The 22077-nt window shown below is 59.9% G+C and carries 18 protein-coding genes; 4 read left to right on the top strand and 14 right to left on the bottom strand.

The genetic code is table 11. The features are described 5' to 3' along the window. Nucleotides 1–15: 15 nt before the first annotated feature. The 4 genes from BMX59_RS08010 to BMX59_RS07995 form a co-directional block, all read right to left on the bottom strand. Nucleotides 16–390, bottom strand: coding sequence for a protease inhibitor Inh/omp19 family protein (locus BMX59_RS08010; RefSeq protein WP_092243428.1), 375 nt, complete (start codon nucleotides 388–390; stop codon nucleotides 16–18). Nucleotides 391–433: 43 nt separating this feature from the next. Further along, nucleotides 434–1867 (bottom strand): serralysin family metalloprotease, encoded by a 1434-nt coding sequence (locus tag BMX59_RS08005; protein ID WP_071488361.1) that lies wholly within the window; start codon nucleotides 1865–1867, stop codon nucleotides 434–436. A gap of 362 nt (nucleotides 1868–2229) precedes the next feature. Next, entirely contained in the window at nucleotides 2230–3336 is a 1107-nt protein-coding gene (locus BMX59_RS08000) for a DmpA family aminopeptidase (protein ID WP_093120966.1), read from the bottom strand. A gap of 9 nt (nucleotides 3337–3345) precedes the next feature. Next, nucleotides 3346–4710 (bottom strand): APC family permease, encoded by a 1365-nt coding sequence (locus tag BMX59_RS07995; RefSeq protein WP_071488363.1) that lies wholly within the window; start codon nucleotides 4708–4710, stop codon nucleotides 3346–3348. A gap of 201 nt (nucleotides 4711–4911) precedes the next feature. Here BMX59_RS07995 and BMX59_RS07990 point away from each other — a divergent pair, with 201 nt between their 5' ends. Beyond that, on the top strand, nucleotides 4912–5697 hold the full coding sequence (locus BMX59_RS07990; protein ID WP_092243423.1) for a helix-turn-helix transcriptional regulator: 786 nt from the start codon (nucleotides 4912–4914) through the stop codon (nucleotides 5695–5697). A gap of 31 nt (nucleotides 5698–5728) precedes the next feature. On the opposite strand, the gene BMX59_RS07985 is transcribed toward BMX59_RS07990, so the two are convergent. The 5 genes from BMX59_RS07985 to BMX59_RS07965 form a co-directional block, all read right to left on the bottom strand. Continuing rightward, nucleotides 5729–6808 carry a polyamine ABC transporter substrate-binding protein gene (locus BMX59_RS07985; RefSeq protein ID WP_092243420.1) on the bottom strand — a complete coding sequence of 360 codons (1080 nt, stop codon included), beginning with the start codon at nucleotides 6806–6808 and terminating at the stop codon, nucleotides 5729–5731. Between the two features lie 60 nt (nucleotides 6809–6868). Continuing rightward, nucleotides 6869–7210 (bottom strand): cupin domain-containing protein, encoded by a 342-nt coding sequence (locus BMX59_RS07980; RefSeq protein WP_092243414.1) that lies wholly within the window; start codon nucleotides 7208–7210, stop codon nucleotides 6869–6871. Nucleotides 7211–7236: 26 nt separating this feature from the next. Beyond that, nucleotides 7237–8643: an NAD(P)/FAD-dependent oxidoreductase gene (locus tag BMX59_RS07975; protein WP_093120965.1), complete on the bottom strand. Its 1407-nt coding sequence runs from the start codon at nucleotides 8641–8643 to the stop codon at nucleotides 7237–7239. 122 nt (nucleotides 8644–8765) lie between these two features. Beyond that, nucleotides 8766–9218 carry a hypothetical protein gene (locus tag BMX59_RS07970; RefSeq protein ID WP_071488368.1) on the bottom strand — a complete coding sequence of 151 codons (453 nt, stop codon included), beginning with the start codon at nucleotides 9216–9218 and terminating at the stop codon, nucleotides 8766–8768. A gap of 86 nt (nucleotides 9219–9304) precedes the next feature. Next, nucleotides 9305–10144 carry a helix-turn-helix transcriptional regulator gene (locus tag BMX59_RS07965; RefSeq protein WP_256572940.1) on the bottom strand — a complete coding sequence of 280 codons (840 nt, stop codon included), beginning with the start codon at nucleotides 10142–10144 and terminating at the stop codon, nucleotides 9305–9307. Between the two features lie 257 nt (nucleotides 10145–10401). On the opposite strand from BMX59_RS07965, the gene BMX59_RS07960 reads away from it, so the two are divergent. Further along, nucleotides 10402–10674, top strand: coding sequence for a DUF1652 domain-containing protein (locus tag BMX59_RS07960; RefSeq protein ID WP_058425948.1), 273 nt, complete (start codon nucleotides 10402–10404; stop codon nucleotides 10672–10674). A gap of 76 nt (nucleotides 10675–10750) precedes the next feature. On the opposite strand, the gene BMX59_RS07955 is transcribed toward BMX59_RS07960, so the two are convergent. Continuing rightward, nucleotides 10751–13198, bottom strand: coding sequence for a UvrD-helicase domain-containing protein (locus tag BMX59_RS07955; protein ID WP_093120964.1), 2448 nt, complete (start codon nucleotides 13196–13198; stop codon nucleotides 10751–10753). Between the two features lie 218 nt (nucleotides 13199–13416). Between BMX59_RS07955 and BMX59_RS07950 the strand changes: the two genes are divergently transcribed. Beyond that, on the top strand, nucleotides 13417–14112 hold the full coding sequence (locus BMX59_RS07950; RefSeq protein ID WP_093120963.1) for a pirin family protein: 696 nt from the start codon (nucleotides 13417–13419) through the stop codon (nucleotides 14110–14112). 114 nt (nucleotides 14113–14226) lie between these two features. On the opposite strand, the gene pgm is transcribed toward BMX59_RS07950, so the two are convergent. The 4 genes from pgm to BMX59_RS07925 all read right to left on the bottom strand — a co-directional run bounded on the left by pgm (nucleotide 14227) and on the right by BMX59_RS07925 (nucleotide 20530). Beyond that, nucleotides 14227–15870 (bottom strand): phosphoglucomutase (alpha-D-glucose-1,6-bisphosphate-dependent), encoded by a 1644-nt coding sequence (gene pgm, locus BMX59_RS07945; protein ID WP_093120962.1) that lies wholly within the window; start codon nucleotides 15868–15870, stop codon nucleotides 14227–14229. Between the two features lie 105 nt (nucleotides 15871–15975). Then, nucleotides 15976–17382 carry an aminotransferase-like domain-containing protein gene (locus tag BMX59_RS07940; RefSeq protein ID WP_093120961.1) on the bottom strand — a complete coding sequence of 469 codons (1407 nt, stop codon included), beginning with the start codon at nucleotides 17380–17382 and terminating at the stop codon, nucleotides 15976–15978. Continuing rightward, a complete protein-coding gene (locus tag BMX59_RS07935) occupies nucleotides 17379–18803 on the bottom strand; it encodes a hypothetical protein (protein WP_093120960.1) in 1425 nt (474 codons plus the stop codon). Before BMX59_RS07935 ends, BMX59_RS07940 begins: the two co-directional genes overlap by 4 nt. 704 nt (nucleotides 18804–19507) lie before the next feature. Beyond that, complete coding sequence (locus BMX59_RS07925; protein ID WP_071495692.1) at nucleotides 19508–20530, bottom strand: zinc-dependent alcohol dehydrogenase family protein; 1023 nt, start codon at nucleotides 20528–20530, stop codon at nucleotides 19508–19510. A gap of 247 nt (nucleotides 20531–20777) precedes the next feature. On the opposite strand from BMX59_RS07925, the gene BMX59_RS07920 reads away from it, so the two are divergent. Then, nucleotides 20778–21692: a LysR family transcriptional regulator gene (locus BMX59_RS07920; RefSeq protein WP_028616088.1), complete on the top strand. Its 915-nt coding sequence runs from the start codon at nucleotides 20778–20780 to the stop codon at nucleotides 21690–21692. Nucleotides 21693–22077: the final 385 nt, after the last annotated feature.

Here is a 22077-nt window from a genome sequence, read left to right as displayed (position 1 = left end):
TACTTATAACGGCAACTAAGGTGCGCGTTGCAGTACAACTTCAAGGCCCGTCGGCGTGCGGCCTTTATATTCACCTTCCTTCTGTCGGTTGAGGTGAGTAATACCACTGCCTTCGGCGTTCATCAGCCAGATACCGTCGGGTGTTGGCGTCCAGGTCAGGGGCTTGTCGCCCAACCAGTTTGCGACACACGCCACATCGCCGCCCAAGGCATTGGCCTGTTCCAGCAGGTCCAGCGCGCAGACCTGGTCCTGCTGGTGCAACTGCCAATGCCCGGCCAACTGGGCGGAGGTAGGTAATACGAGACTGCTCGCCATTGCGTGGGCTCCTGCCGACACGAACATCACCTGCAACACGCAGGCGATCACATTAAACATACGCCGCATCTTCATGCTCCATCCGTAAGGCGCGGCGCCGAAGCGCCGCGCCCGTGCATCACGCTACGATGTCGCTGACCGCAGCCTGGCCGACGGTGGTGACGAGGAAGTCCGCCACGCCGTGCCCGGAGAAGTCCACAGCCAGGGTGCCCAGGTTGGTACCTGCGGCGTAGGTGAGGACTGCATCGCCGGCATGCCCGGTAAAGGCATTGACGAAGGTCAGGCCTGCGCCCTTGGTGATGCCGGACAGGTCGATCTTGTCGGAACCGGAGGTAAAGTCAAAGATCTTGTCCGCCGCGCCCGGCCTGGAATCGGAGCTGGCACCGAACACAAAGGTGTCGTTGCCCGCACCGCCCCACAATTGGTCCGCCCCGCCGCCACCGTAGATGAGGTCGTTGCCGGCACCGCCCTTGATCACGTTGGCCGCGTTATTGCCGATGATCAAATCGTTGCCGGCACCGCCGAAAGCGTTCTCGACGGTCACGCCCTTGGCGATGGACACGTTGCCCACCAGGCCGCCCACGTCGGAGAACGACGCTTCATTGAGGTTGATCTTCTGGTTCTGGGTGAAGCCGGAGAAGTCCAGGGTGTCGTTGCCACCGCCGTCCCACACCGAGAACACCAGCTTGTCGGCATTGGAGGTGGCGCTGTAGAAGTCACGCCCGGTGTTGGAGTTGAAGCCGTAGGTGGTGTCGCCGGCACGGGTGTTGTAGTTGGCGCCGTAGAGCTTCTGGATCGCCGCGATGTCGTCGATCAGCGGAGCGGACGCGTAAGCCTCGACCCCACCCTTGCTGAAGTTCTGGTTGGTGTTGCTCTCGCTCCAGTAGCTCATCAGGCTGTAGCCGCGCGTGTCCTGTCCATAGGTCGCGTCGTTGTAGGTCGGGTTGCCGTTCCCGGCGTTGTAGTCGCCAGGGTGGGCCAGGCCCAGGGTATGGCCGATTTCGTGAGTGAGGGTCTGCCGGCCGTAGTTGTTCAGGTCCGGGGTCTTGTTCGGGGTGTAGCTGTTGTTGGTCAGGTACCACGAGGTGCCGTCGTAGCCTGCGCCGGTGCCGGGCAGGTAGGCGAAGGCTGCCGCGCCGTCCTGGCCGCTGCTGTAGTTGCCGAAGGTCATGTGGCCGTCACCGCCGGTGGCTTTCTCGGTGAAGGTGACGTTGGCCACGTCCGCCCAGGATTGCATGGCCAGTACGGCCTGTGCTTTCTGCTGGGCATTGAACTGGCTGAAGCCCGCGATGCCATGTTTGTTCATGGTGCTCGAGGAGGCCGAGGTCAGGAAGGTGTAGGTCAGGTCGATCTTGCCGTTGCCGTCAAAGTCCCGGTACGCGGCGCCGTCGCGCAGCAGCTGGGTGGCCGCCTGGTCAACGGAATAGGAGGGTTTGCCATTGATCGTGAGGTTGCCGCCACGGTCGTACAAATGGCTGAAGCTATCGATTTGCGAGTAAGCGGTGCTGGCTTGCGCCGCCGACACGATAGCCTTGTCTTTTACTTTTGACATAAACGTACTTCCTTGTTTGCAAGTGCATCAGTCTTTGATCGATAGGAACCCCGCGGGCGAGATCGTCCTATCACTCGCCTCTTTTGAAGGCGTAAGAAAACTGACACAACTTCAAATCTTTCGTCTACATCTTTTCCTGCACTAAAAATCGGCAGGCAAACACCCCGGATAAGTTCCGCTCCATGTTTATTGGGCAGTACCGATGTTGTCCGACAAAAACACCGCGCCGGTATTTAAATATTAAATAGCACTAATGCCGCTCAAGTTGAGCGGCATTCGCTATTAATGGATCCAATATATTGCCACGGTGCCATTGGCAACATTAAACAGCCACTACTTACAGTCACCATTAAGTGTGCCCCCTATTTCAGGGACACACTCCAGCCGGTGTGGTGCAATGCCGCCAACAGCGTGTCGGCGTCCAGGCCCGGCACGCGCACGCCTTGATCGGTGAGCATGTCCTCTCCGGCCAGCATCGCATTGATGATTGCCTCCTCCACGGCCTCCGCCGCCGCGCTGAACAGCGGCGAAATATGGTCATTGTTGACCATCTGCAATGCACTGCTGAACGGCAGGCCCTTGCGCCCGTAATCGGCCGGCGGCAAGTCCTGGTTACCCGTGGCAAACGCCAGGAACAGATCGCCGCTGGAGTCCTCGGTGCCGCCGCCGGTGCGGGCGATGCCGATGGATGCACGTTGTGCCAGGCGCTGGCATTGGTGCGGCAGCAACGGCGCATCTGTGGCGATGATCACCACAATCGAACCCATGCCCGGCGTGCCTTGCTCGGCGAACGGCGACGCAATGTCCATCAGGCTGCGCCCCACCGGGTAGCCATCCACCCGCAGTTCCTGGCGCTTGCCATGGTTGGCCTGCACCAGCACGCCGACGGTCCAGCCGCCCTGCTCCGCCGGCAGGCACCGCGAGGATGTGCCGATGCCACCCTTGAACTCGTGGCAGATCATCCCGGTGCCTCCGCCGACCGCGCCCTCCTGTACCGGGCCGGTTTCGGCATTGTCCACCGCTTCACGCACATGCTCCGGCCCCACGTGCTGGCCCCAGATGTCGTTGAGCAGGCCGTCATAGGTTTCCATCACCACCGGCATGCACCAATACACTGCCGGGTCGGCCAGGCGTTCGCGTTCCAGGGCAATCAGGCTGTCGCGCACGATGCCGATGCTGTGGGTGTTGGTGATCGCCAGCGGCGTGGTCAACAGCCCCGCTTCGCTGACCCACTCGAGGCCGGTGGCGTCACCATTGCCATTGAGCACGTGGTACCCGGCAAAGCACGGTTGCAGGCGTGCTTCTCCCGCGCGCGGCTGGATCACACTGACGCCGGTGCGCACCTGCTTGCCATCGATGCGGGTCTTGAGCGTGCTGTGCCCGACCCTCACCCCCGGCACGTCGGTGATGGCGTTCCACTCACCGGGCGTGCCCAGCCCTAACGTGATGCCCAATTGACGTGCGCGCATAACCACTCCTTACAATTTCTGGAAGACCGGACTCAACCGGCCACTGATGCAATACAGGATCACCGACAGGGCCAGCAGGCCGAGGATGATCATGATGTCGCGGACCGAGGCCGCCACGATCAAGGTCATTAACAGATAGCCCGCGCCCAGCACTGCCACCAACGCCGGCAGCGGCCACAGCGGCATGCGGTAGGGATGCTCGCGGTCACGCAGCAGCACGCGGCTCATCAACGCGCTCAACGCCACCACCAGGTACACCAGCATGATCAGCAATACGCTGAACGAGGTCAGGTCGGCCAGGTTGGAGCTGAAACTCAGCAGCGCCGAAGGGATCGCCAGGAACAGCGTCGCCAACCACGGCGAATCCCAGCGCGGGTGAATGCGTGTGAACAGTTTATTGATGCCCGGCGTCCACAGCGCATCGCGCCCGCTGCTGAACACCACGCGGCCGATCTGGATCACGATGGCGACGATCGCATTGAACACCGACAGGAAGATCCCGGCACTGACCAGGCGTGACAGGGTTTCATTGCCGTGGCTGGTCAGCAGGTAGCCGATGGGGTCAGGGCTGCTGATCATCGCGCTCAGGGACGGCGCGCCGATCAACAGTGCGGTGATTGGCACCAGTTCGATGACCACCACCAGGCCAAGGGACCACAGCACCGCCTTGTGCACGCCTTTGCCGCCGCATTTCATGTCTTCGGCGAGCAACACCGCCGGGCCGTAGCCGTTGTAGGAAAACAGGCCGATACCCACCGCGCCGATCACCAGGGCCCAGGGCGCCAGGTGCAACACGCCGTTTTCGACGATCTGCGGCTGGAACAGCACGCTGGCCGGTTGTACCGGGTTGCCAAAGCCGATCACCACGATCACCAGCAGCGCTGCGACTTCCAGCAACAGGCAGGTGCCAGTGATCCAGGCATTGAGCTTGATATTGAGGATGCCCAGGGCGTAGCTGCACACCACGATCACCAGGGCCACAGTCTGCGAATCAAACTTCGTGCCCAGGGCGTTATTCAGGTAAGTTGCCGCGCCCGTAGCCAGTACCGGTGGAATAAACAGCAACATCACCAGCACGGTCAGGAACGTCGCATAACCCGCCATGCCGCCGAACACACGCTTGGCGTACACATACTCGCCACCGGCGCTGTTGTGGGCACGGCCCAGTTCGGCGTAGCAAAAGGCAAACATCAGCGCGAGCAGACCGGCCATCACAAACGCCAGGAACACCCCGCTGCCGGCCTGCTGGATGGCAAACGGTGCGATCACAAACACGGAACTGGCCGGCGTCACCGCTGATACGGTAATGGCGACCACATCGAACACACTCAAGGTGGGTTTCAGCACGCCTTCGGGCGTGGGGGAAGTGCTCATATCGTTATCCTCTGTCGTTGTTCTTGGTATGAGGCAGAAACGAAAAATCTGATAAGTCACGGGATATGTTTCCCGCTGAATGATGCCGACGTTAAAGCCTGAGGGCAGGTCAGCCAATTCCCCTATTGGCGTACTCCCCTTGACGCCACCCGGCAAAAGCCGAACCCTTGGCCGATCTTTTTGCCGGCGGGAGCCTGTCACATGAGCCTGTTTCGCGAGGTGGGGATGCACGCCGGCCTGGGCCGCACCGTTGCGCACATCGGCACCGAGCGTTTCTGGAAGCAGTTGGTGCTGTTGCTGCACCAATGCCTGCCCTTCGATAACGCCCTGGCGATCTTCTACCCCTTGGAGGGCCCGCCACTGGCCCTGGAAGAATACGACGCCCAGCCCAGCAGTAAACCGGCGTCGATGCTGGCGTACCTCAATGGCTTGTATTTGCTCGACCCGTTCTTCCAGGCCTGTCGCGAGGGGTATGCCAGCGGGGTGTACCGCCTGGAGGAAGTGGCGCCGGATCATTTTCGCCAGAGTGAGTACTTCCTCAATTACTTCCACGACAACGTGCTGGAAGACGAGGTGCAATTCATCCTGCAACTGCCGGGCGCCGGCACGTTATCGCTGTCGTTGGGCATGCAGCGGCGCTTCAGCTTTGAGGAGACCGGGTTGATGACCACCGTAGCGGCCTGGGTGTTGCCGCTGATGCAACAGCATTGGCAGCAAAGCACCCAGCGCGCCCCGGCGATGGACAGCCAGATCCGGGATGCGCTGAGTCAGTTCGGCTGCGGGGTGCTCTCGGACCGCGAACTGGAAATCGCCCGCCTGGTGCTGCGCGGGTTCTCGTCCAAGGCCATGGCCGAGCGCCTGAACATCTCGCCGGACACGGTGAAGGTGCACCGTCGACACTTGTACGCCAAGCTGGATATCTCGTCACAACCGGAGCTGTTTTCGTTGTTTATCCAGTCGTTGGGGCATGATCTGGAAAATCCCTGAGCTGTGCGTGGGCCGCTCACCGCCCCGCCCTTCAGCGGCCGGTACGGACGGTGTTCCACACCCGCGTACGCACCCGGTCGATATTCAGCGGCATCGCTTCCAGCGCGAACAACTTGCCCATCATTGCCGGGCTCGGGTACACCTTGGTATCCGCCTTGATCGCCGGGTCCACCAGGCTGTCGGCGGCCTGGTTGCCATTGGCGTAATGCACGTAGTTGGTGATGCCGGCCATTACTTCCGGGCGCAGCAGGTAGTTCATGAACGCATAACCAGCTTTTTCATCCGGCGCGTCGGCGGGCATCGCGACCATGTCGAACCAGATGGCGGCGCCTTCCTTGGGGATGTTGTAGCCGATGTTCACGCCGTTCTTGGCTTCCTTGGCGCGGCTTTCGGCTTGCAGGATGTCGCCGGAGAAGCCGACGGCCACGCAGATGTCGCCATTGGCCAGGTCGGCGGTGTATTTCGAGGAGTGGAAGTACGCCACATACGGTCGCACTTTCATCAACAGATCTTCGGCTTTTTTGTAGTCCTCAGGCTTCTTGCTGTGGTGCGGCAAGCCCAGGTAGTTCAGCGCAGCCGGTAGCAGTTCCGGGCCGTTGTCGAGGATCGCCACCCCGCACTTCTGCAGCTTGGCCATGTTTTCCGGCTTGAAGATCAGGTCCCAGGAATCCACCGGCGCATTGTCGCCCAGTACCGCCTTGACCTTGTCGATGTTGTAGCCGATGCCGGTGCTGCCCCACAGGTACGGGAAACCATGGGCATTGCCCGGGTCGTTGTTTTCCAGGGCCTTGAGCAGCACCGGGTTGAGGTTTTTCCAGTTGGGCAACTGGCTCTTGTCGAGCTTTTTCAGCGCCCCGCCCTGGATCTGCCGGGCCATGAAATGGTTGGACGGGAACACCACGTCGTAGCCGGATTTACCGGTCATCAACTTGCCGTCGAGGGTTTCATTGCTGTCGTACACGTCATAGGTGAAACCGATACCGGTTTCTTTCTGGAAGTTCTTGGTGGTGTCCGGCGCAATGTAGTCCGACCAGTTGTAGATTTTCACCGTCTCGGCGGCCTGGCTGATAGAGGCCACCAACATCAAGGGCAACAGGGCAATGGCTTTCATGGTTCGATTTCCTGGCGGTTTTAGGGCTGTTTTTATGGCAGGCGATCAAGGATCAAAGCGTTACAGGATCAATACATAGGTCTTGCGCACGGTCTCCTGGATATCCCAGATACCGGTGCTGTTGGCCGGCAACATCAGTGCATCACCGGCTTGTATATGAACGACTTCACCGTTGTCCGGGGTGAAGGTGCAGCGGCCCTGGACAAAGTGGCAGAACTCCTGGGATGTGATCTGTCGACGCCAGCGCCCGGGGGTGCACTCCCAGATGCCGGTCTCGACGCCGTCGTCGCGCTCCACGCTCAGTGTCGACGCAACGGCGATGGGTTCGCCCAAGGGCACGGCGACGGGCGACGAGTCCGGCAGGGAGGCGTTCAGCGTGTCTTTGAATTGAGTGATGCTCATGGGCTTTCCCGTATTGATGAAACGACTTAGTGCATGAAACCTTCCATGAACCCGGCCACGCCGGTCGCCAGCTTGCGACGCCAAGGCGCGGTATTGGGGTTGGCCAGTACCTGGTCTTCATGGACAAAACTGCGAATGATCGCGTTGTAACCCAGCCAGCGGCAGGGCTCGGGCTCCCAGGGCTTGAGTGCCTCGAGGCCGCGTTCGCGGATGACCCAGGGTTGATGGGTCAACGGGGTGCCGCGCCCCAGGATCAGGTCGGCCAGGGTGCGGCCGCCCAGGTTGGTCGCGCCAACGCCCTCCCCGCCGTAACCGCCGGACAGCGCGATGCCGGTCTTGTGATCGCAGAGCATGTGCGGCCGGAAATTGCGCGACATGCCCAGGTTGCCGCCCCAGGAATGGCTGATCCTCACGCTCTTGAGCTGTGGGAACAGCTCACCAAACAGGTAGCGACGCAGCTCGACTTCGCTGTCGGTCAAATCGAAGTCATGGCGCAGCTTCCCGGCAAACTGATAACCGCCGCGCGCACCGAACACCAGGCGGTTGTCCGCTGTACGCTGGCCGTAGGTGACCTGACGACTGCTTTCGCTAAAAGCCTGGCCATGGCTCAGGCCGATCTCATCCCAGGTACTGGCCGGCAATGGCTCGGTGGCGACAATCAGGCTTTGCACCGGCAGTTGGTAGCGGCCCAGCGGCGGCAAGGTGGTGGCATAGCCTTCCACCGCCGGCACCACCCAGGCGGCACGCACGCTGGCCTTTGCGGTGCGCAGGCTGCCGGACTGCCAGTGGGTGACCGGGCTGTTTTCGTAGATTGTCACGCCCATGCTCTCGACCACCCGCGCCAGGCCGCGCACCAGCTTGGCAGGGTTGACGGTCGCGACGTGGGGGGCGTAAATACCGCCGTAGGGTTTGGCGATGCGGATCTGTTCGGCCAGCTGCTGCGGGCCGAGCCAGCGGTAGTCGGCCTCGGTCAGGCCCTGGGCGTAGAGTTTTTCCAGGTAGCGGCGCAGGCTGCCTTCCTGCTCAGGGTAACGGGCGGCGCAGTACAGCACGCCGCCCTTTCGGTAGTCGCAGTCGATGCCTTCACGTGCCAGCACTTGGGCCACTTCGTCGGGAATGGCGTGCAGCAGGTCAAACGATGCACGGCGTTGCTCGGGATTCAGGCCGCCGAGCAAGCGATCTTCGCCCAGCAGATTGCCCATCAGCCAGCCGCCATTGCGACCGGAGGCGCCGAAACCGGCGGTTTGCGCTTCGATAATGGCGATTTTAAGCTCAGGGGCCTGGCGCTTCAGATAGTACGCAGTCCACAGCCCGGTGTAACCGGCGCCGATAATGGCCACGTTGACGTCCAGGTCATGCTCCAGCGCCGGCCGCGCTTGCAGCGGGTCGTCCAACTGGTCCATCCATAAACTGATAGTGCGCCATGCCGGCATGCCTAACTCCCCCACCTTGTTTCGACAGAGGGAATGCTAGGGCGCGGTGTTGGAAATTGTCTTGTGCGCGTGCACGCAGGGAAATCTCAGAGATAGGTATTACCCAACCCACCCTGCATTGGCTATTTGACGTGCCACCCGCGGATGTCGTACTGGGCGCGGATAAGAGCCAATTCGCCATTGATACTACCTTGGATATCTATCACTCCAAAGAGCCTCTCCAGCGTATTGGACCTGTTGAGGGCTACCTCTCCTTGATCTGTGATGAGTACCACTCCGGTCTTCGTATCCCAGTAAGAGATGTCCACAACGTGGGGGCCTCCTACCTTGTAAGTACCAGACGTTATTGTCCTGGGCTGGAGTTGCACTAGCAAAACCGAAAACGCCTCGGGATCATTAGCATCTGTTTGGCGACCGAAAAAACGTAGCGTATCGAGCTGTTCGTGTGCGTACACGTGATCGGCTGTAAACTGACTGACCTGACCGTCGATAGTGACGGTTCCGAACATATGACCTTGGGGACGGACCTCAGGTTTTTGTTCGAGTTCATCTAATATTTTTCTGAGTTCGGACATGATAGTTCTCCGGTAGAAGTGAAGAATGCACAAGCATTACACAACTAATTTCCAGAAAAAAAACCTGTCAAGCTTGACAGTGACAGCTAGTTTTCGCTGGTCGGTCGAACACCTCCCTTCTGATCACCCTCGTCAAGCTTTCTCTCACAAAGCGCGTTCAAGTAGGCCCTGGGTGTCTGGCCCGTATGCTGGCGGAACGCGCTATAGAATGCCGATAGCGAATTGAAACCGGCGGCAAACGCCAGGTCATCGACCTTTATCGGCGGCAGGGCCTGATCCAGCGCGGCCAGTAAATGCTGGAGCCTTGCCTGGTTGACGTAGCGATAGAAGCTTTGTCCCAACACCTGGTTCAGCAGGTAGGAAATCTGATTGCGGCTGTATCCGCACTCCTTGGCCACCCGTTGCAGGTCCAGCTCGGGGTCCAGGTAAGGTTGTTTGCGTTCGAAATACTGCTGCAGGTCATTGGCCATGTGCCCCAATTGCTGGGGCGACAGGCCCAGGCGGCTGACAGAGGGCCGTGCGGCCTGGGCCGGCTGCTCATGCACCAGCGACGCGTATTCGTTGACCCGCCAGATCAGCCCGTCGCGCACCGTTATGGCTTCGCTGGTGCGGAACGACACCAGGCCCTGGCCGCCCCGCAAGGTGATGCGGTACTGGATGAACGCGGTATCGCCGTCGGCGCGGATACGGTCGCTGTGCTCGATCGCTTCGTCAGCCTCACGGGGCATGCTGGCTTGCAGGTAATCGCGCAAGCCGGCGAAACCGATGACACGGTTCTGGAAAAAGTCGTGGTATTGGATTTCCGGGTGGTAGTAGGACATCACGCCTTCCAGGTCCCGGTGGCGCCAGCAAAGGTGGTGGCGCAGCACCAGCTCGCGTGTGGCGTGGGATTGCTGGCAATCATCGTCTGCAGCGATGTCGGGCATGGAAGGCTCTGCGGCGGGTAAACCCTGGAGATTGCCGAATTTCTGCGGGTGCTTCAATGGCCAATTGGCACTTCTGACTAATGGCCTATTGCCCAATCACAAGCAGGACATGACCCAAATCAACCTTATGGAAAACAACTGCCGAACGGGGCCGAAAAAGTCACCTTGTGGTGACGAACGAATGCTATTTTTAAGCTCTACAACGCCACGACCAGTGAAGGTCATGGCCCCCTGCCGCGAGCTAAAGGAAGCGCTCAATGAACAAGGTGGGCAACATGAACAAAGTGACGTTCCCCAACGCCTGCCAGCTGATGCGCTGGCATTTCCATCCAATGGGCTTCGAGGGCAGCATGGACGCGCCCGGCAGCATGATCGCCCGCCTGTTCGACCGGGCCAGCGGCGAGACGTTGATCGCCATCGCCGGCATCCCCTGCGCCACGGTGATGAATGCCGCCGATGTGGAGCGGATCATCGAGGCGGTGGAGGATGAGTTGGAGTCGTTTGTGCCGCCGCAGTCCCTGCGGGCCTGAACTCGATCCTTCAGACGGCCCATATCTTCTGTGGGAGCGGACGAGCCCCCTCCCACATTTGAACGGCATCGATCCGTTAATTGCGTTGGTCGTCGAAGAAGGCTTTCTTGCCATCTACCCGCTCTGAGGCCTTGGGCACATTCACTGCCTGGCCTTCGGGTTTTTCCACATACCAGTAGCAATGACTCACCGCCCGGGTGATGCCCACATACGCCAGGCGCAAGACCTCGTCTTTCTGGGCGTTGTCATACGGCTCGCTGTCCCCGTCCTTGCCCAGGCCCGCCATGCGGTACACCTGGTTCTTATACGGGGAATGGGTGACATGCTGGCAATCCCCAAGCAGGAATACCGCATCGGCCTGCAGCCCCTTGGCGCTGTGGTAGGTCAATTGTTTCAGCCTGCGCGCTGGAGGCGGCAAGCTAGAATCCACATTAACTGCAGACTGAATATGCTCTTGAATCAATAACTTATCGCTACTTTTTCGATAAAGCATTAACACTGATTCACCGCGTTGGTAATGCTCCAGCAACTGCCGCCCCAATGCTGCGTCGTCGCGCTCCAGCACCTTGACCGGCACCAGATCCTTGGGCGCTCCGCTGGCCTTGGCTTTCTTGCCGGGGATAGCCGGTGCGGCACGCACGATGTGCTCGGCCGCGTCGATGATGTGCTGGTGACTGCGGTAGTTCTCGCCCAGCATCACTCGGGTGGTGGCCGGCGACGGGAACTCCTTGTTGAACTCCATGAAGTACTTGGGCGAACTTCCACGCCAGCCGTAGATCGACTGCCAGTCATCCCCCACACACAACAGTGATGAATGCTGGGCGCCGCGCCCGACGTGCATGTCCGGGCCACGGCTGCGGATCTCGCGCAGGCTTGCGCGGATCCACGAGACGATCTGTGGCGAAACATCCTGGAACTCGTCGATCATCAGGTGCGACAGCGGCCGTAACAACGGATCGCTGAGCAGCTTGAGGTTTTCCGGGGTGTTCTCGCCGAACAGCGAAAACATGCGGTTGTAGGTCATGATCGGCGGCGACTGGTCCAGCAGGTGATCTTCCAGGGCCTTCCAGAAAATGCTCAGGGCCTCGAAGAAGAAGCGGTCTGGATCATCCTTGGCAAAACTCATCTGCCCAACCGCAGTAGGCACATCCAGCCCGAGGTTCTCGATAAATCCGGCCGCCATCACGAAACTGTCCAGCAACGGCGCCGACGCCAGTTCGCCTTTGACTTTGTAATCGAAGCCTGGCCCGGCAGCGGCATCACCCGCCAGGCTACTCAAAAGGCGCTTGGACGACTCATAGCTATCGAGCCATATCAATGGCTTACGACAGAAAGCTTGAAACAGTGTGCGCTTTACCGCCCACTCGGCGCGCACTGACAGTTTCGCGTTGGGCCGGCTGAGCTGGGCATTTTCCCGAGCATCGAAACCCAGCACCACCCAGGCGTCCAGCTCGGGGATATAGCCATGGCAATGAAAGCGTGCGCCATTGATCTCCACGGTCTGGCGATTGGGTTCGATGCCTTTGATCGGCCAGGCACCGGCGCGGAACCACAGGTCCTCGATCACATCACAGAGTTCTTCATCACGCTTGGCTGCCAGTTCGGTCACCGCTACGCGTTTTTGTACGTCAGGGTGATCACGCTCCAACTCCTTGAGCTGCAGCCCATGGCGCGCCAGCGGCGCAATCAGCTCGCGAAAGCGTGCGTGCCGCCCGTGCAGGTGGTGATAACAGGCATTCATCTGCTGGCGTTGGGCGTCGTTGATACGCAAGTCAAAGGGGTTGCTGTCGGCGTCGTCAAAACCCGAGCTGAGGTTTTCGAACGCTTGCAGGCGTTCAAAGCCCGGCAGGCTGCGCACCATCGGCAGAATGCGCGAGTGAAAGGTGCGCACCACGGCCTGCGCTTCTTTCATACCCAGGGGTTGGCCCCACAGGCTGAGAATTTCCATGAGCTTGTTGATGAAGTCTTTGCGCGACTCCCGGGTAAAGGTCACCACCGTCATAGAGCTCAGCTCAAAGCCCAGATAATGGGTCAACAGCAGGATACGCAGCACCAGCGAGGTGGATTTACCCGCGCCGGCCCCGGCAATCACCGACGTTGAGGGCGTATCGCTGAAAATCATCTTCCACTGCGCCGCGCTGGGCTGGGCATGGGCCGGCAGCAATCGCGCGACATCCGCCTTGATACGCTTCTTCAACTCGGCGGTGAGTGGCAGGCGCCAATCATCGAACAGGCTATCGTCCACGCCCGGCGCACGGTGCTCATCCGGGCGGAAATCACGAATCAACAGGACCTGCCGGCCTTCCTCGATGCCATCGGCCTTGCCTTCGCGGTAACCGTACTCCACGCCCGCCTCGTGCCCACTGCGAAAACCGTCGGCCTGTCCGTGCAACCAGGAAAACCGGTGCTGGGCGCGCAAGCGGGTCAGGCCGTGGCCAAACAGGCGCGCGGCCAGGCGTTTCAATAGCGGCATTTCGGCCAAGGGGCGCAGTTCGGGAGGAAGATCAGGCTTTTGTTGCGACACGCGGACTCCTGCGATGAGCTGGGTTCTGACAAGTGCGCCATGGTCGCCGGAATCGACGTTCAGTGCCAGCCAATTGCTTTGCGGTCATGCAGTTAGGCGATGAAGTGAAAGTCAAAACGCCGCTAACCAATCCATTAAATCGATAGGAATCAGGCATTTTTTACGCTTTTTATCGATCATGGGCTGCAGGATCATAGGGCCATCTACAGGAGACGATCATGCTTGAACTTCGACCTTTCAAATCCCTGGGCGGTGCCCACCATGGCTGGCTTGACGCCCATCACCACTTTTCGTTCGCCGAGTACCACGACCCCAGCCGCATGCACTGGGGCAACCTGCGGGTGTGGAACGACGACATCATTGCGCCCGGCACCGGCTTCCCGCAGCACCCGCACCGCGAAATGGAGATCATCACCTATGTGCGTGAAGGTGCGATAAGCCATGCCGATAACCTTGGCAATAAAGGCCGTACCGAGGCGGGCGATGTACAGGTGATGAGCGCGGGCACCGGCATCGCCCACAGCGAGTACAACCTGGAAGATGCGCCGACCAAGATTTTCCAGATCTGGATTATTCCGAATCAAGCCGGTTTGCCGCCTTCGTGGGGCGCCAAACCGTTTCCGAAAGGTGATCGCGAGGGGTTTGTGACACTGGCCAGCGGTAAGGCCGGGGACAACGAGAGCCTGCACATTCGTGCGGATGCGCGGCTGGTGGCAGCGAACCTGAAAGCTGGGGAAAGTGCTGAATACCGGTTGGACAGCGGACGTCGTGCGTACCTGGTGCCGGCGACGGGCGTGATTGAAGTCAATGGCCTGCGTGCGCAAGCGCGAGACGGTGTGGCTGTAGAGAATGAACAGGTATTGCGGGTAACCGCGATCGAGGACAGCGAAATCGTCCTGGTAGACCTGGCCTGACCTCGATCAACTGTGGGAGGGGGCTTGCCCCCGATGGCTGTGTTTCAGAAAAAGAGATGCAAACTGACACACCGCTATCGGGGGCAAGCCCCCTTCCACATTGTTATTACGGCGTTATCCGGAGATGGCGCCGTCGACCAACACCTGCGCCTCTTCGACCAACTGCTTGAGGTGATCGTCATCGATGAAGCTCTCGGCGTAGATTTTGTAGATATCCTCGGTGCCCGATGGCCGCGCGGCAAACCAGCCGTTTTCGGTCATCACCTTCAAGCCGCCGATCGCCTGGTTGTTGCCCGGTGCGTGACTGAGGATCTGCTGAATGCGTTCCCCGGCCAATTCAGTCGATGTCACCTGATCCGGCGACAGCTTGCCCAGCAAGGCTTTCTGCGCCGGGGTGGCCTTGGCGTCTACACGAATCGCGAACGGCTCGCCGAGGGCATCGGTCAGGCCGCGGTAGATCTGGCTCGGGTCCTGGCCTTTGCGCGAGGTCATTTCCGCTGCCAGAAGTGCGGGGATCAGGCCATCCTTGTCGGTGCTCCAGACCGTGCCGTCCTTGCGCAGGAACGAGGCGCCGGCGCTTTCTTCGCCGCCAAAGCCCAGCGAGCCTTCGAACAGGCCATCGGCAAACCACTTGAAGCCGACCGGCACTTCGTACAGGCGACGGCCGATGCGGGACGCCACGCGGTCGATCAAGCCGCTGCTGACCACGGTCTTGCCCACCGCCGCGTCTACGCGCCAGTCCGGACGGTTCTGGAACAGGTAGTCGATGGACACCGCCAGGTAGTTGTTCGGCGCCAGCAGGCCGCCGGACGGCGTGACGATACCGTGACGGTCATGGTCCGGGTCGCAGGCGAAGGCCACGTCGAACCGTTCCTTGAGGCCGATCAGGCCCTGCATGGCGTAGCTGGAGGATGGGTCCATGCGGATCTGGCCGTCCCAGTCGACGCTCATGAAGCGGAAAGTCGCGTCGACTTCGGTGTTCACTACGTCCAGGTTCAAGCGGTAGTGCTCGGCAATCGCCGACCAGTAGCGCACCCCTGCTCCACCGAGCGGATCCACGCCCAGGCGCAGGTCGGCGCTGCGGATGGCGTCCATGTCGATCACGTTGACCAGGTCGGCCACATAGCTGTTGAGGTAATCGTGGCGATGGGTGGTGTCGGCCTTGAGCGCCTGCGCGTGAGTGATGCGCTTGACCCCGGCCAGTTTGTTCGCCAGCAGTTCATTGGCCTTGGCTTCGATCCACTTGGTCACGTGGGTATCGGCCGGGCCGCCATTGGGTGGGTTGTACTTGTAGCCGCCACTCTGCGGCGGGTTATGCGACGGCGTGATGACGATGCCGTCAGCCAAACCGCTGGTTCGACCACGGTTGTAGCAGATGATCGCGTGGGAAATCGCTGGGGTCGGTGTGTATTCATCGCCTTCGGCGAGCATCACGTGCACGCCGTTGGCGGCCAGCACTTCCAGGGCGCTGGCACCGGCAGGCGTCGACAACGCATGGGTGTCCAGGCCGACAAACAGCGGGCCGTTGATGCCCTGGGCTTCGCGATACAGGCAGATCGCCTGGCTGATGGCGAGCACATGCCACTCGTTGAAGCTCAGTTCGAACGAGCTGCCACGGTGCCCGGACGTACCGAATGCCACGCGCTGGGTGGAGATTGCTGCATCAGGCTGGCCGGTATAGTAGGCCGTGACCAGTCGCGGGATATCCACCAGCAACTGGGCTGGCGCCGGCTTGCCCGCAAAAGGACTGATTGTCATGCATAAACCTCGGAAAGAAGGATTCGGAAAAGATGGCAGTTTACTGAGAGTTGGACTACTGCGCGACGGTATCGATCCCACAGCAGTAAGAGAAACTTCACGCAATCATCCCATTTGAGCCTGACGCAGGGCCTCGCTTATGGCAGCCAAGGCGATCTCCAGGTTGGGCTGCCCATGAAAGGTATGGCTCACGCGCAAGTGCTGATGATGCAGCCCAGTGACACTGAACAGCTCACCGGGTGCAATCACGACCTGCTGGGCAAGCAGGCGCTTGAAGACCTGACGCATGTCGACGGCCTGGGTGGAGCCCAGCCAGAACGCCGCCCCGGCAGTCGGCATCCGATAACTCACCTGCTGCCCCAGATGCTGGTCAAGGCGCCCGCTCATTTCAGCCGCTTGTGCCTGCAGTAGTTGGCGTAATGCCCGCAAGTGCGGGTCTATTCGCCCGCTCTGATAAAGGCGGGCAATGGCGCGCTGGCGGATCGACGATAAGCGGAATGAGCGCAGCAGAAACTGGCGCTGCAACTCACTGCTCATGCGCCGAGATAACAGATAACCGTAGGGCGCTTCCGCCCCCAGTATTTTCTCGAACGAGGAAAACACCATCAGGCGCTCCGGGTTCACCCACTCGCGCAGGGCCGCCTGGGGTTCCTTGAAACCCAGCTCGCCAAAGGTGTCGTTTTCCAGCAGCCAGCAACCGTACCGGTCCAGCATCTGTGCCAGGCTGAGACGGTCATGGGCAGGCAGGGCATTGCCTGATGGCAGGCTGACCTTTGACGACAGCAATACCAGGTGCACCGGCTCATCGCGCAACAGTTGGTCAAGGGTCGTCAGGTCCAGGCGCCCTTCCGGGGTCCAGGGCAACTCGATGATGCGCACCGCGCAATCCTGGAACAGGCGCAAAATCAGCCAGTCGCAGGGGGATTCAACGATCACCGTGGTACCCCTGAGGCCCAGCACCTCAATCAGGATATCCAGCACCCCGCGCAGGTCGGCCCCGATGTAGATGTCGTCGGCGTGCCAGCAACGCGTGGGCGACGAGGTGTACCGCGCCGCCAGTGCCGCACGCAGTTCCCACACGCCACACGGCTGTGACCAGGGTTGCAGATGACGCGGGTACTGGCGCACCAGCTCCCGTTCGAGGCGCAACAGCGCCCCATCCAGCGAAGCCAGCAGCGCCGGTTCATCGCCGCTGAACACCGCCATGCAGGGGTTACGTGCCGCCGCGTAGAGCCGGTCAAGCAAATCGCCGCCGCCCCCAGCCATGGTGCTTGATGAAAGCGGCCAGGCGTAATAACCCGACTTGGCCACCGAGTAGACTCTGCCCTCCTTCTCAAGCAGCGAGTAGGCGTATTGGATCGTCGAGATCGATACGTTCAGGCGCCTCGCCAATTGCCGCAGCGATGGCAGCTTTACACGGGTATCGGTGCTGACTTCGTTGATCAGGTTGATCATGTAGCGGTAGACCGCCTGATACGCGAAGTCGGCTTGTCGCTCGCCGCGCAGTGTCATCGCCCGGACAATTGGCAAGCAGGCGTGTTGCCATGGTCCATGACGCTTGCATTGCGCGATTTCCCACTCGCGCCCGGCACCGGACGCTTGCGATAGAGGTGCTGCAACAAGGGCATCGGCAGGCCACTGGTGTCGCTGACCCACTGTTGCAACATGTCAGCCGATTGCTTGCCCTGCAGAACCTTGTGCAGCTCAGGCAAGGCCACCAGCATGCCAGGGTGGCATTGATGCAAATAACCTTCCAGCCGCTCCCCATGGTGGATAAACGGCGAGAACAGCAGGCACACCAACTGTGTTTCATCCAGCCCAAAGAACTGCTGCGCGGCGGTACTCGGCAGGGCAGCGTCTTCACCGATGCCAACCTGCGCCAGCCACTCTTCGGGCAGGTGCTGGCGACGCAGGAATTGCGAGGCCTGGCGGATAAAGCCTTGCACCCCCTCTTCGTAGTCAAGGTCTCGCAGGCAGCGGGCCTGCAAGCCACGCAGATGAGCCATCATCAGAGGATTGGAGTAGCCAGGATGGCTGAAATGAAATCCAAGCGGGTCGGGAGCAAACGCCATGAATTCAGTCAATATCGGCGACATTTGCGTATCCACGTCCTCCAGCAGGTCGGCAATGCTGATGTAAGCCAGGTGACGGTGACCCGCCTTGCTGGGGTTGGCACTGGCGACATAATGTTCACCGTACACCTCGCGGTAGTAGCTGGTGCTCCACTCGTCCATGCGCGCAAACAACCCGGTAAGCGACAACGGCCAGGTACTGGCGATCGGAACGCCGACGCTCTGGGCTGTTTTCTTCAGCCAGGCCAGAAACTGCCCTTGCTTGCGCGGGGAATCACCACTGACCAGGGCATGCACCCCGCCATTCCAGGTGGTCACGCGCTGGTAGAAATCCCCGAGTGCCAGATACGTGTCGCTGCACAAAGTGGCACGGCAATCTCCCGAACTCAGGTGCCCGATCATCAGCATGTTGCGCTGGCTGGTTTCTCGCCCCATGGCAGAGACCGGCCGTTGATGGTTGAAGGGCAGTACTTCCTGGTTCTCCACCATCAGCAGTTCAACCCTCGGATCATCGTGCAGGAACAAGCGCCCGTAACCCTGATTGAGGCTGTCGAGCCTGCTTTCGGTCATGCCCGAATGGCGCAACGTTGCCACCCGCAGCTTGAAGGTTCGTGGCGCTCGCCCGGCGATGGTCAGCTGTGCAGCACGCAGCAATGCCAAGGTACAGCTGCTGACTTCGCCTCCGCCATGGGCCATCAACACCTTGTATTCCCCCACCTGCTCCATGCCACCCGCGGCCACGACAATTCGCTGGACCAACAACTGAAGCGCTGTTCGCTCCGCACGATTAAAGTGCCCGATCAAACGCTGCAGAACTTGCTGGTAAACATAATTCATAGCCTGTTCGTGAATAGTGCTCATCGTTCTACTACCTGAATTGAAATGTCAGTTTCGGGCAACTACTGAGCGTGTTTGCCCGATCTATTACACGCATAGAAAGTTCCACATCACATTGTGAAGCGCTAAATAAACAGTAGCACCGAGCAACAAAATGACACGGAGATTCCCGGGTATCAGCCCAGCCTTGAAATCCTCCACCCCTCTATTTATCTAGGCCCAAACGAGGCCGAGCTGGAAACCTAGGAAAATTCCGACAACTTCCTACACGTCTTTAGCCAGTCAATCAAAGACGTGTCTGACAAATAAAACTGCAAACTTTCCAACTTATTGGATTGAGGTTCGTCCTGGATATATCTACTTCCCTGATTCCACACAAGCGCAGCAGCCTCTGCTTCGAGCACTCGCGATTGCAGTGTCGGATATTCAATCATTGCTCAGTCCTTGAGATGAAAGTTAAGGCGCAATTATCAGTGCTGGAATAATGATTAATAGATACAGAACCTGGCCGAAAACCAGTGCAGATAAAGCACCGGCGCCTGTATTAATCACACGCACACAAAGACGCCGCGCTGGATTTCAGGGCGGCGTCAGAGAGGAAGGCCGGATTCAGGGGCTAAAGCGCCAGCTGGGCGCCTGGCGGGCGATGCAGGTTCCGTCCTGTCAAATGGCGCATTTGCCTCACGCGGCGGATGGCAGGAAAGCTTGTTTACGAATATTCCTACGCCCTAAACAGCTTCAACCTGCAACGCAACGCGTTCGCGGCACGGGCATTCGTCCATGTAGCGGTGCGCTTCCACAAATTGGCTGAAGGGAAACACCGTGGTTTTCAGCGGCACCAGCACGCGATCGGCGGTCAGTTGGTTGATATCCCGCAGGGCGCGCTGCAAAGCGACCTGATCCTGGATGATGCCCAGTTCGGGTTTGCCGGTGAAGTTACCAATGCAGTGCACAAAGAACTGAATGTTCTTCTGGAACGCCGCACACGCGGGGAATGGCGTCTGGTTACCGCCCTGCAAGCCATACAGCACCAGGCTGCCGCGCGGTGCCAGCACATCGCCGAGCAACGACATTTGCGGGCCGCCCAAGCCATCGAACACCACGTCGACACCGCGGTTGTCGGTGAACTTGTTGATTTGCATGAGCAGGTCCTGCTCTTCGGTGACGATGACCTTCTCCGCACCGAGGGACAGCAGGTACTCGCGCTCCGCACTGTCCTTGGTCGCGGCAATCACCCGTACACCCAGGGCCTTGCCCAGTTGCACAAAGGAAGGGCCGGCACAGTGACTGGCATCGGTGACCAGGGCAAACTGCCCAGGCTTGACCCGAGCCAGATCCACATAGGCAAAATAGGCAATCAGCAGCGGCGTGTAGTGCACGCTGGCTTCAATCGGGCTCAAGACATCCGGATAGCGGGTCAGGGCCGAACGGGGCAGGACGATCTGCTCGCCATACACCGGGTAATCATTGGGGCTTTCAGCCGGAAAACTGGCGACTTTGTCACCCACGGCCAAATCATCCACGCCATCGCCGACGGCGACCACAACCCCTGCCATCTCATGGCCAAGGCCGGACGGCAAGCGTGCATGGGAAGACGCCAGGTTCTGGCGCCACAGAATGTCATACCAGCTGATGCCAATCGCTTCGACACGCACCTGCACTTCGCCCGGTGCAGGCTGCGCAGCTGCATGCTCTTCGCATTTGAGCACCTCGGCCGGACCAAACTTGTGAAAACGGATCGTGCGGGACATCGCAAACCTCGTCAAAGTAACCTCTAATGCCATGAACTCTATCTGGGCTTTGCGGGTAAGACCACCGGTCGCCATTAATAGTCGACATGCCTGTCATTGATTCCGCAACTGAGGAATAGACCCCAGAGCTTGTAAGAAAACTCAATTTTCCTGTGCAGAGTAACAGCCTTTACCCGTAAGATTCATGCCGGTCATTCTTCTTATATGGCTGCTCTCGTCAAGTTTGCTGACTCTTCCAGGACACAAGATGAACCGTAACGACCTGCGTCGTGTCGACCTTAACCTCTTGATCGTATTCGAAACCTTGATGCACGAGCGCAGCGTGACCCGCGCCGCCGAGAAACTGTTCCTCGGCCAGCCGGCCATCAGCGCGGCGTTGTCGCGCTTGCGCGGGCTGTTTGATGACCCGCTGTTCGTGCGCACCGGTCGCAGCATGGAGCCGTCGGCCCGGGCGGTGGAAATCTTCGCCCTGCTCTCCCCGGCCCTGGACTCGATCTCCACCGCCGTCAGCCGTGCTGCCGAGTTCGACCCGGCCACCAGCACGGCGGTGTTCCGCATCGGCCTGTCCGACGACGTCGAATTCGCCCTGCTGCCCCAACTGCTCAAACGCCTGCGCGCCGAGGCGCCCGGCATAGTGCTGGTGGTGCGTCGCGTCAATTACATCCTGATGCCTGGCTTGCTGGCCTCCGGCGAAATCTCCATCGGCGTCAGCTACACCGCCGACCTGCCAGCCAACGCCAAGCGCAAAGTGCTGCGCCGCAGCCTGCCGAAACTGCTGCGTGCCGACAGCGTGCCGGGCTCCCTGAGCCTGGATGACTTCTGCGCACGGCCCCACGCACTGGTGTCCTTTGCCGGGGACCTGAGCGGCTTTATCGATGAAGAGTTGGAGAAGCTCGACCGCAAACGTCACGTGGTCTTGGCGGTACCCCAATTCAACGGGCTGGGGACGTTGTTGGCGGGTACTGACATCCTGGCGACCGTGCCGGATTATGCGGCTGAGGCATTGACGTCTGCGGGTGGGTTGCGGGCGGAGGATCCGCCGTTGCCGGTGCGTTCGTTTGAACTGCATATGGCGTGGCGTGGGTCGCAGGATAATGATCCGGGGGAGCGGTGGTTGCGGTCGCGGATACAGATGTTTTTCGGGGACCCCGACAGTTTGTAATCGAAGTCCCCATCAAGCTTCAAAAAAAACCTTTAATAACATTGCATGACCGACTAACCCAGTGCGCCGCAGCTTGTCTGGATCCCCTGAGTTCAAAACCGAATCAGCGGCAAATTTTGGCTCGTTAAGTTGATTGTCACATCCTGAACATTCCGCAAATCAACCTTCTCTGAGTTTACTCATGTTCTGATCTTCGCTTGGTGCAAACCTCTCCTCACCCGCTACGGGTACCCAGCCGTTCAACGGTGTCAGGAAATGCAGTTCAAAACGACGTGACAGGAACGCCCATTTTCCGTTCCGACGTTCAAACCTGTCGTGATACAACCCGCTGACTTGGACCGGGCCTTTTTCAGTGTCGACTCTTCGTGCCAGATTCCGCTCAGGA

Origin of the sequence: Pseudomonas sp. NFR09 (assembly GCF_900111535.1) — a bacterium.
In the GTDB taxonomy this organism is placed as follows: domain Bacteria; phylum Pseudomonadota; class Gammaproteobacteria; order Pseudomonadales; family Pseudomonadaceae; genus Aquipseudomonas; species Aquipseudomonas extremorientalis.
Note: the sequence above shows the minus strand (reverse complement) of the source record. Positions and strands in the feature narration are given on the sequence as shown.

Coding starts and splice junctions, on each gene's coding strand:
- BMX59_RS07965 (WP_256572940.1), bottom strand. CDS start 10,144: ATGCCCGACATCGCTGCAGACGATGATTGCCAGCAATCCCACGCCACA.
- BMX59_RS07970 (WP_071488368.1), bottom strand. CDS start 9,218: ATGTCCGAACTCAGAAAAATATTAGATGAACTCGAACAAAAACCTGAG.
- BMX59_RS07995 (WP_071488363.1), bottom strand. CDS start 4,710: ATGAGCACTTCCCCCACGCCCGAAGGCGTGCTGAAACCCACCTTGAGT.
- BMX59_RS07925 (WP_071495692.1), bottom strand. CDS start 20,530: ATGTCCCGCACGATCCGTTTTCACAAGTTTGGTCCGGCCGAGGTGCTC.
- BMX59_RS07980 (WP_092243414.1), bottom strand. CDS start 7,210: ATGAGCATCACTCAATTCAAAGACACGCTGAACGCCTCCCTGCCGGAC.
- BMX59_RS07920 (WP_028616088.1), top strand. CDS start 20,778: ATGAACCGTAACGACCTGCGTCGTGTCGACCTTAACCTCTTGATCGTA.
- BMX59_RS07975 (WP_093120965.1), bottom strand. CDS start 8,643: ATGCCGGCATGGCGCACTATCAGTTTATGGATGGACCAGTTGGACGAC.
- pgm (WP_093120962.1), bottom strand. CDS start 15,870: ATGACAATCAGTCCTTTTGCGGGCAAGCCGGCGCCAGCCCAGTTGCTG.
- BMX59_RS08005 (WP_071488361.1), bottom strand. CDS start 1,867: ATGTCAAAAGTAAAAGACAAGGCTATCGTGTCGGCGGCGCAAGCCAGC.
- BMX59_RS08000 (WP_093120966.1), bottom strand. CDS start 3,336: ATGCGCGCACGTCAATTGGGCATCACGTTAGGGCTGGGCACGCCCGGT.
- BMX59_RS07985 (WP_092243420.1), bottom strand. CDS start 6,808: ATGAAAGCCATTGCCCTGTTGCCCTTGATGTTGGTGGCCTCTATCAGC.
- BMX59_RS08010 (WP_092243428.1), bottom strand. CDS start 390: ATGAAGATGCGGCGTATGTTTAATGTGATCGCCTGCGTGTTGCAGGTG.
- BMX59_RS07935 (WP_093120960.1), bottom strand. CDS start 18,803: ATGAGCACTATTCACGAACAGGCTATGAATTATGTTTACCAGCAAGTT.
- BMX59_RS07950 (WP_093120963.1), top strand. CDS start 13,417: ATGCTTGAACTTCGACCTTTCAAATCCCTGGGCGGTGCCCACCATGGC.
- BMX59_RS07990 (WP_092243423.1), top strand. CDS start 4,912: ATGAGCCTGTTTCGCGAGGTGGGGATGCACGCCGGCCTGGGCCGCACC.
- BMX59_RS07940 (WP_093120961.1), bottom strand. CDS start 17,382: ATGACACTGCGCGGCGAGCGACAAGCCGACTTCGCGTATCAGGCGGTC.
- BMX59_RS07960 (WP_058425948.1), top strand. CDS start 10,402: ATGAACAAGGTGGGCAACATGAACAAAGTGACGTTCCCCAACGCCTGC.